This window comes from Legionella beliardensis (genome assembly GCF_900452395.1).
Lineage (GTDB): Bacteria > Pseudomonadota > Gammaproteobacteria > Legionellales > Legionellaceae > Legionella_C > Legionella_C beliardensis.
Window position 1 is genome coordinate 1,635,045 of record NZ_UGNV01000001.1, and the last position, 9,595, is coordinate 1,644,639.

Consider the following 9,595-nt stretch of genomic DNA (forward strand, 5'->3'; position numbering starts at 1 on the left):
TAAAACCTAAAATTTTTTCAATATATGATATTGAATATTGGGATGAAAATATTTTTGCTCATGATTGCTTAGGCAAAATATCTTAACGAAAACCCCGTTATTGGCCAATGTACCTGCTATTCGCCTAGCACGCTGATTGTTTACTAAATCATTCATACTTAAAATAGTAACCGACTCTCTTCCATTAATTATTTTTAATAAATTTGACTCGCAAGAGGTCCAACTATAGAGTTGATTTAAATTAGTCATATTTAATTTATAAAAATTTAAATCTAATAACACCTTATTGATAGCTTGTGACCAAGACAAAGGATTTATATCTTTTAATATCAGGCCACATTTATGCTTAAATAATAAATTTCTTATATCGGGGATATCTGGAGAGATAATGGGTAGAGTGGCAGCAAAATAATCAAATATACGATTTGGTAGAGATAGATAGCTATTCAATCTTTCTGGATCTAATAAAATGATACCTAATTTAGCGCAAGCGATTGTTTTGATAAGGTTATGATAAGGTATTGGTTTAATCCAATGGCACCTATTATAAACCTTATTATCCTTCGCAAATTTTTGCATCGATTGTTTATATGCTTCTGGACGTATCTCTCCTAAGAAAACTAAATCAACATCTTTTGGAAGATGGTTAATACTTAAAATTAAACTTTCCACATGACTAGTTATAGTACTTAAAATTAAGACTAATTTTTTGCAACTATTAACTCTAACTAGCCTATGTAAACAATCATTGTGACAAGCGAGAGAGAGTTCTACTTGATTGTTTAAACGATAATTAGGGATAACATGTACTGGTAACTTATAACTACGTAGATAGTTTCCTAAAGACTCACTTACAGTCATTATCTCACTTGTATTTTTTATGTAAAAATCATTAAGAAGCTCTATAGTATCAAGAACAGTTGGATGCCATTTAACAGACGTATTCCGATGCTTGAAAGATGGGACTTCAATAGCATCATATATATAATTTTTATTTGTTATGGTGCTAAGCGTATAGGCTGCGGATAGCGCTCGTACTCCATGAGATATATATAATTCGGAAGAAAGCAGTTTAGAATTATCATAAGCATATCTTGCAAAAGTTAATATTCTATCCAAATGAAAATTATATAAATGAGATTTATGATTATTTAATAATCTTGATACTACTTTTTTTGTATAACGCTTTCTAATAAAATTTTGAAAACGTTTTTGCAGCTTAATCAAAATCTTTGACCTGCTGTAAAATATTTACAAGCTGAATTGAATCCTTTATGCCTGGGGATTGATTCAATTTATTTTGTTTAATATTTACAATAAATTCATTCATTTGATTATGAAATAAATCTTGTTTATTTGTCACAATTTGGTGTTTGCCAGCTTGATAAGAATTTGTGCTATTTATTAAATAAAATTCAGATAATCGATTTGCTTGAATAGACCCAAAAAAGCTTCCATTTTCCCCCTGAACTTCAATAGATTGACTAAAGGCAGGCGTTAATAGGTCAGCTTGCACCGTAACATAAACGCCTGATCTAGTAAAACCTGCAACAGACACAAAATCTTCTGCGTCAGCATCAATAGTTATACCATTAATAATACGTTTGGACCGAAGCAAATGAGTGTTACAATGATTAACGTCTGTAATATCTCCAAATAACCAGTTAACCAGATCCAGCATATGCACTAACATTTCATTAATAGCCCCACCTCCAAGTGATTTTTTGTGCTTCCAAGCATTATGATCACCTCGGCCACCAATTTTAAGGTTTGCTAAGATCACCCCCCCCAAAGGCTTTTCACTTAAGTTAATAAGCTTGTGCAGCTCTTTAAACGCTGGTACTTGTCTATATACATAACCAACCTGAACGAAATAGCCGGTCCTTAAAGAAACATCATTTAATATATTGGCTTGCTCTAGATTTTCACAAAGTGGTTTCTCACAAAAAACATGTTTTTTTGCATTTAACGAATCTAAAATTAATTCATAATGCGTTAAAGTAGGAGTAGCAATAATAACTCCATGGATATTAGGATTTTCAATTATTTCTTTAACAGATGAAACAGCATTAAGATCATTTTCTTTTGCTAACTTTATTGCTGCCTCCTGATTAATATCAAATAATGAAATATTCTCTACATTTCCACGTAAACTTAAAATATGCTTGGCTGCTTGTTTTCCACAACCAATGATTCCAATATTAATCATATAAAAACCCTAATATTTATTAATGGCTAATTTTTAGAAAATTTAGTTTATTTTTTAAAATTTTCAGCGGTGACTTAAAGCGCCTTTTTTTCTTAAAAGGTTTATCTGCAGTCAAAAAAGTATCCGTAGTTTTAAAATGTTTTATCTCTTCATTAAGCTTTTGAATGGATTGATTTGCTCTAATAAGTTTAGAGAGAGTTTGTTCGCATTGATTTGTTTGCCACCCTAAATAATCAAGATCTTTATAAGTCTTAGGTAAATGACTAGACTTATGCATAACCGATTGATAAGTATCAATAAAATCATCAATAACTAGGTCAATGTCATGATGTTTTTCAACAATTTTTCTACCAAATGTTGATAAATGTTTTCGCCATTCATAATCTTGAACTAATTTTTTTATAACTTGCTTAATATTAACTGGATTCGCGTTAGCAACAGGCATTTCATTGCCATAAACACAACTAAATAGGTCTTCTCTTAAATTAGCTATAACAGGCTTTCCTAAAGCCATTGCCTCAAGCGTAAATACGCCTGGTGCGCCTATTAAAATTTGGTCAATGATGATATCAGAGTTACGATAAATTTGGGCTGCTTTCTGATGAGACATTCCTTGAATTAATTTTAATTCAAACTTTAAACCCTCATTTTTTAATTCTTCCAAAGCTTTCAAAATAAAATTTGAACCTTTGCATATCTTATCAGTTGGAGCATGTACTATTAGCGGTACATCATTTTTTTTTATTCCAACAAATTTATAGTCATTCAAAGCTAGAGCTCTAGGTATAATTTTAGCCTCACTACAAAATTGCTGGAGCTCAGGGTCTTGAACTAAAAACTGATCGACATATTCATGAAGGAAATCAATATAGCGTAAAATTGCTTCCTCAGGCACCTTGCTAACATAGCCATAGCGAAACGGACTATAGGGGTTAAAAGCGAGATCTTTACTAGAAGTTCTTAAATCAAACCCCGTAAAACGATGTATAATTTTCTTTCCTCTGGCTTTAATAAGGGGTATATCTAATCCCGACATTAAGGAGACATCAGCTTTATAAAATAAAGATTTGTTCCAGAAATGAAAAATATCAAAATCGCGTTCAAGATATTCTTTTAAAATAGTAATTTGCGCTTTAGTACGCCCCCCCAGAGCTTTAAAATTTACACTTCTATCTAATGGATAACCCAAAGGATGTCCATCACCTAAGTTATAATGTACCTGCTCAGCCTCATACCCTCTTTCTTTTAACTTGTTAACAATAACCATTGGCATATTAGCAATATTCATTGGTGCTAATACAATTTTTAACTTATTTTCTGTCATTATGAGCTCATGGTTTAAGATAAATTTTGACAAATTACTTCAGTAATATATTTAGTATCTTCTATAGATAAACCATGATGGACAGGTATTGCTATGATCTCATTACATAAGCGCTCAGTCACTGGAAGGGTTAAATGGCCATATTTTTCAATAAAAATAGGCTGCTGATGCAATCCTCTAGGGTAATGAATGCCCGATTCAATTCCTTTCTCTTTTAATCTTATAATTAATTCATTTCGATTAATTTTTGCTTGATTTGAATTGATAGTAAAACAATATTGATGAACAGCCGGTTGTGTATTAGGTAATGCTTGCTGAAGCTTAATACTAGGAATTGAAGATAAATATTCATTATATAGATGATAATTTCTACGCCGGATGGTTAACATGTCATCTAAACGTTTTAATTGCTCTCTTCCAATTGCAGCTTCTACATCTGTCATTCTATAATTTAAACCAATCATAGTATGAAGATATTTTCCTGTTTGCCCATGAGAACGCATATACCGTAGTTTATAAGCTATCTCTTCATCATTGGTAAGAATCATTCCACCTTCGCCTACAAATAAATTTTTTGAAGGATAAAAAGAATAAGATGTAAAATCATTAAATCCCCCTACATCTTTATTTTGATACTTAGCACCATGTGCTTGCGCATTGTCCCAAATTACTTTTAAATCATATTTTTTAGCAAACTTTTCTATGCTATTAATATCGCAAACATTACCAAACAAGTGTACAGGAGAAATAGCTCTAGTTTTATCCGTAATACGTTTGGCTGCATCTTCTAAGTCAATTAAAAATGTATCAGGATTAACATCACATATGACTGGCTTACCACCAGCCATCATGACCATTGAGCCAGTTGCCATAAATGTAAAAGAAGGCACTAATACTTCATCACCTGGTTGTAAGAAAGTCATGTATGCTAAATGCAAAGAAGCGGAACCATTCGCACAAGCGATAGCATGCTGAGCGCCAACCTTTTTTGCAAATTCTTTCTCAAAAGCCTCACATTCTACACCTTGTCTTAACGAGCCTGATTTCAGTATAGTAGTGGCAGCATCTATTTCAGAGGATGATAGGCTAATCTCTGCCATTTTAATTGTTTTGGAAATAGACATTTTAAGATACTCCTTGTAAATAATATTTTTATGCTAATAAATATTTTTGCCAGCTTAGTGCAATATTCTTTTCCTCAAGCTCTTTAGGTAAAACAGTAATTTTGCCAGCACTACCCATTACCAAGCTCATAGGTGGAATATCTTTAGTAACTACTGTCCCTGCTGCTATAAAAGAGCCTCTTCCTATACGAATGCCAGGTACTATAATTACTCCCCCTCCAATAGTTACTTCATCTTCAATAATTGGGCCTATAGGTTTATAAGTATCACGCATTTTCAAAGGATATTTATCATTTGTCATGGTTACTCCAGGACCAATGAATACACGTGAACCAATGGTTGTATGTGTCGGAATATAGCAATTAGACTCAATTTTTACATAATCACCAATAATAATGTTTCCATCGAGAACCGTATTTGTTCCTATAACAACATGTTGTCCAATTTCCGTATGTTCACGAATTAAAACATAATGTCCGGTTTGAAAATTAGAGCCGCAAGTAACATCACAATAAATAATACTACCTGCGCGAATAAGTGTATTTTGACTAAACGTTGTATTTTGACTATTCTCTTTGTATTTTAACCCTATGATAGCACCGGGCTGGATGATAATATCTTCTGGTGCGGTATAACAACCTTGCATTGAATTCACTACTAGTCCTTAAATAATTTTTAATATTTACCATTTAATCCCTTTAAAAATAATATCTTGACGGATGTTATTTTTATAACGGTTAACAACTTCAAATATTTTTTGCATAGAATCTTCTGTTAAATAATGGGGCTTAACACCAATATTTTGTAAGCCTTGATAAGCGGGGTTATAGTAATGCTCCTCTTTTTCCTTCCGAGGATTTTCTATATTTTTAATTTCAACCCTAAACCCAAGATTATCACCTACCTTCTTAGTCAATTCAGCTAATTGGTTGGCAGTGAACGTTTCCATGATTTGATTAAATATTCGTAGCTCGCCTTTTTGGGCAGGTATTTTTTCAGAAGCATGAACACATTGCAGGGTATCATTAATATTTAAATAACCGCGTGTTTGTCCACCTTTACCATAGACTGTTAAAGGGTAACCTATAACAGCTTGTACAATAAAACGATTAATGATTGTGCCAAAAATTTCATCATAATTGAAAATAGTTTTAAGCCGATCATCGATTATAGATTCTGGTGTATCAATGCCATAAACAGGGCCTTGCATTAAATCTGTGCACTTAAGATCCCACATACGCACAGCAAACCAAATTAAATCGGTATCCATAACCTTTGTTGTATGATAAATGGAACTAGCTTGACGGGGAAATAAAAATTTGTCTTTACGACCTTTATGCTCTATCTCTAACCACCCTTCTTCAATATCAATATTGGGGGTACCATATTCGCCCATGGTACCTAATTTAATTAAATGGGTATCAGGCGCAAAATCTTTTAATGCGAACAAAATATTATTAGTTACTAATAAATTATTTTGTATTGTATTGTTTGCATACTTATAATTAATTAAAGAATAAGGCGCTGATGGTTGTTCTGCGTAATGAATTACGGTATCAGGAATTCCTGTAAAATTATTATTTTCAGCCCTTTGATAAGCCACACGCCCGTTAAACAGACTGCGCATGACTTCCGGGTCAGCAAGATCACCAATAACAACTTTAATATCTTTACCAGTTAATTCAAACCATAATTTAGCGCGCTCAATAAGTGATGGAACTGGGTAAAGCATGTCTACATCAAGCTCAACACAAGAGTTACGCCTTAGATAATTATCAACAACTGTTACCTCATAACCCCGGTTTGAAAAATACATGCACGTAGGCCAACCGAGATACCCATCTCCGCCTAATATTAAAACATGAGGCACGTTACTTCTCCTTAAGACTTAAATAGTTAATGCAGTATAATTTTGCTCTGCCTGGGAGGCAGCTATAGGTATAACTCGCTTAGTAATATGGTTTGACACAGCGCCTTGGTATTTATAGCAATCCAGAAGAAAATGTGACAGTAAGTAATCTTTTATTTCTTCTACTGTCATAAATTTTTCACTTGAACTAATGTAGGGCTTAGTTACATTTTTACTAACTAAGGTTTCATAACTGCTATAATCTATTTCTTCATATAAAGGAAGCATGGCGGGCTTTACCATAAACATATGTTCAAGCTCATAAGCTCTTTCAGTCTCATCCTGGGTCATTAATTCTTCATAAAGCTTTTCACCAGGTTTTGTCCCTATATATTCAATGCCTATACTATCTGGATCGCGATCAAATTTTGGGGCTACGAGCTCTATCATGGCAGTTGCTAAATCTATAATACGCATTACAGGCATTTTTGTGATAAAAACCTCACCACCTTTAGCTAATAATGATGCCTCAATAACTAACTTAACAGCCTCGTCCGCAGTCATGAAAAAGCGAGTCATACGACTGTCGGTAATAGTGATATTTTGGCCTTCTTTAATTTGAGAATAGAAAATGGGAAGAACAGAACCTCTCGAGCCAATAACGTTACCAAAACGTGTACTAGTAAAAATGATATTACTAGAGCCCTTAATATTACTTGCCGAAGTAATAAGGCGTTCACCTAATAGTTTGGTAGTACCCATTACATTAGTAGAGTTAACAGCTTTATCACTACTTGTATAAATAACTCGGCTAACAGTTGTAGACTCTATAGCAGCACTAATAACATTCAGTGTGCCTTCAGCATTGGTTCGTACGGCTTCAAATGGGCTTTGTTCACTGATAATAACATGTTTCATTGCAGCGGTATGTAAAATAATATCTACATTGCGAGCAAGATATTTAAGCCTATCTAAATCTCTGATATCAGCAAAGAAACCATTATAACGAGATTCTTTTCGATTTTTTTCATTTAAATAAAATAATTCAGATTCATTGTTATCAAGGGCTTTGACTTCCTTAATATTTAACTTCAATAATTTTGCAGTTAAAACACTACCGATTGTGCCTGCAGCACCTGTAATAAGAACCCTTTTTCCTTTATATACTTGCTCCATACAATTCCTTTAATAAATCAAACTCCAAATTTGCAATAAAACAGTAACATAAATTGTTCATATAAAGCTAGAAACTAAGCTTTAAATCAAGCGTGTAACTTTAATTTATAAAAAATTAAGCCAAATATTTATATAATTGAATTATTTCCTCTATTGAATTAGCTTTTATAATTTTAGTGCCTTTCAAAAATATGCCTTGCTTACAAAATTCTCTTACTACACCTACGCTATGAGAAACCATAATAATACCTTTACTTTCGGCTTTCTCATTGAAAATAAGTTTACATTTTTTTCTAAACGATAAATCACCAACAGCTAAAGCCTCATCAACAATGTAAAAATCAAAATCAAAAGCCATTGATAAACCAAAAGCTAAACGTGAGCGCATTCCAGAACTATATGTTTGGACAGGCATATCAAAATAATGACCAATTTCAGCAAAATCCTGCACAAAATTAATTTTCTCTATTGTTTCGTCTTTATCATTCATAAAGAGCCGACAAACAAATTTTACATTTTCTCGTCCCGTTAAATTGGCAATAAAGCCACCTGCCACACCGACGGGCCAGGATAAACGGCTAGTAATATTAACTACCCCACTACTGGGCTTTTCTATACCACATAAAATACGTAATAATGTAGATTTACCCGCACCATTTGAGCCCATTAAAGCAATTCGTTCGCCTGGCTTAATACATAAAGACAAATCATTAAATACAATGTGCTTTTTTCCTTGTACTTTATAATATTTACTAATATTAATTGCCTCAATCATCGCTGCTCGATCTCAATCATTATTTTTTGATAGGTAGCTAAATAAAGCCCCATCCCGATTGCTAATGTAATTAATGATACCTTTAATAAATAGTCACTTGATGTATACGAAGTAAATGAAAAAGGTGGCGTAAAACTCTCGCGTATTATTTCTATAAATTGAAAAATAGGATTATAAAGAACTATATTTCTTACAGATTTAGGTAACATATCAGCGCTAAAAAAAATGCCTGAAAAAATGTAAGTCATTCGATTAATAATTGAGATAACAGTCGACATAAAGTTAAAGAAAAAACAAGCAATTGAAATAATAAGGGATAGCCCCAAAATAAAACCTACAAATGATACTGAATTTCGTAGCAACCTTAAAAAATCATAAAGATTCCATTTGATTCCAAACCATTTAAGTCCTATTAATAGAATGATAAAAATCAGTAATGAAACCATAATCTCACTAATAATTTTTGCAAATATGGGGTCTACAGGCTTAATCTGGCGAAATAGATAGAAGCCTTTATTAATTTTAATACTTCCCTTACTGCTATTTATAACATTGCGAAATAATAGAAAGGGTATAACCCCTAATAAAATGAAAAGTGGTGCAGGAAGAAGAGTATGAATATTTCGATTAAAGCCGATCCGAATCAACATCCATACGCCAATATGCGTAATAGGCTCTAATATCACCCATAACATACCAATAGAGCGCTCTGTATTTACTGTTTTAATAAATCTTTTTTGAATATCTCGAATAACTAGAGCAAAAACTGAAGCATACATTACTTGCCATGAATAACGCATTGAATGACTAGTCATTGCTAAGTGTCTCAACAAATAATTTAAAAAGACTGTAGCGCTAGCAACATTAAGCTGCTAGCTTTAAAATATTTTGACAACCAAATTTATTGGCAAACAAGAACATTTGCTTCATCATCGTCATCATCATTACCAACAAAAGCAATAATACCACCAATAACCGCTGCAGCTAAGACACCGCCCGCTATCCAGCCTGGAGACCAACTCATCCCGGGGCCGCCAGCAAAAGCAACTGAATTTGCTAGAGCAATGTATAAACCTAGAGTGAACTTATTTATTAATTTAGAAAATATAGTTTTCATCCTCTCATCCTTGTTTATGAA

Annotated in this window: 10 protein-coding genes; all 10 read right to left on the reverse strand. The window is 32.9% G+C overall.

The window, feature by feature from the left end:
- Positions 1-6 precede the first annotated feature (6 nt).
- Positions 7-1,227: a glycosyltransferase family protein gene (locus DYE47_RS07180; protein WP_115302620.1), complete on the reverse strand. Its 1,221-nt coding sequence runs from the start codon at positions 1,225-1,227 to the stop codon at positions 7-9.
- Positions 1,220-2,209 (reverse strand): Gfo/Idh/MocA family protein, encoded by a 990-nt coding sequence (locus DYE47_RS07185; RefSeq protein WP_115302621.1) that lies wholly within the window; start codon positions 2,207-2,209, stop codon positions 1,220-1,222. Before DYE47_RS07185 ends, DYE47_RS07180 begins: the two co-directional genes overlap by 8 nt.
- Before the next feature lie 19 nt (positions 2,210-2,228).
- The gene (locus DYE47_RS07190; RefSeq protein WP_131750085.1) at positions 2,229-3,497 is read right to left on the reverse strand and encodes a glycosyltransferase family protein; all 1,269 of its coding nucleotides are present in this window, start codon (positions 3,495-3,497) and stop codon (positions 2,229-2,231) included.
- A gap of 50 nt (positions 3,498-3,547) precedes the next feature.
- Entirely contained in the window at positions 3,548-4,657 is a 1,110-nt protein-coding gene (locus tag DYE47_RS07195) for a DegT/DnrJ/EryC1/StrS family aminotransferase (protein ID WP_115302623.1), read from the reverse strand.
- A 28-nt stretch (positions 4,658-4,685) separates the two neighbouring features.
- Complete coding sequence (locus DYE47_RS07200) at positions 4,686-5,303, reverse strand: acyltransferase (protein ID WP_242604231.1); 618 nt, start codon at positions 5,301-5,303, stop codon at positions 4,686-4,688.
- 36 nt (positions 5,304-5,339) lie between these two features.
- Positions 5,340-6,527 (reverse strand): NAD-dependent epimerase/dehydratase family protein, encoded by a 1,188-nt coding sequence (locus DYE47_RS07205; protein ID WP_115302625.1) that lies wholly within the window; start codon positions 6,525-6,527, stop codon positions 5,340-5,342.
- 18 nt (positions 6,528-6,545) lie between these two features.
- A complete protein-coding gene (locus DYE47_RS07210) occupies positions 6,546-7,682 on the reverse strand; it encodes a polysaccharide biosynthesis protein (protein ID WP_115302626.1) in 1,137 nt (378 codons plus the stop codon).
- Positions 7,683-7,797: 115 nt separating this feature from the next.
- Entirely contained in the window at positions 7,798-8,457 is a 660-nt protein-coding gene (locus DYE47_RS07215) for an ABC transporter ATP-binding protein (RefSeq protein WP_115302627.1), read from the reverse strand.
- On the reverse strand, positions 8,454-9,272 hold the full coding sequence (locus tag DYE47_RS07220) for an ABC transporter permease (RefSeq protein WP_115302628.1): 819 nt from the start codon (positions 9,270-9,272) through the stop codon (positions 8,454-8,456). The genes DYE47_RS07215 and DYE47_RS07220 overlap by 4 nt, the downstream gene beginning before the upstream one ends.
- A gap of 86 nt (positions 9,273-9,358) precedes the next feature.
- Complete coding sequence (locus DYE47_RS07225) at positions 9,359-9,574, reverse strand: hypothetical protein (protein ID WP_115302629.1); 216 nt, start codon at positions 9,572-9,574, stop codon at positions 9,359-9,361.
- Positions 9,575-9,595 lie beyond the last annotated feature (21 nt).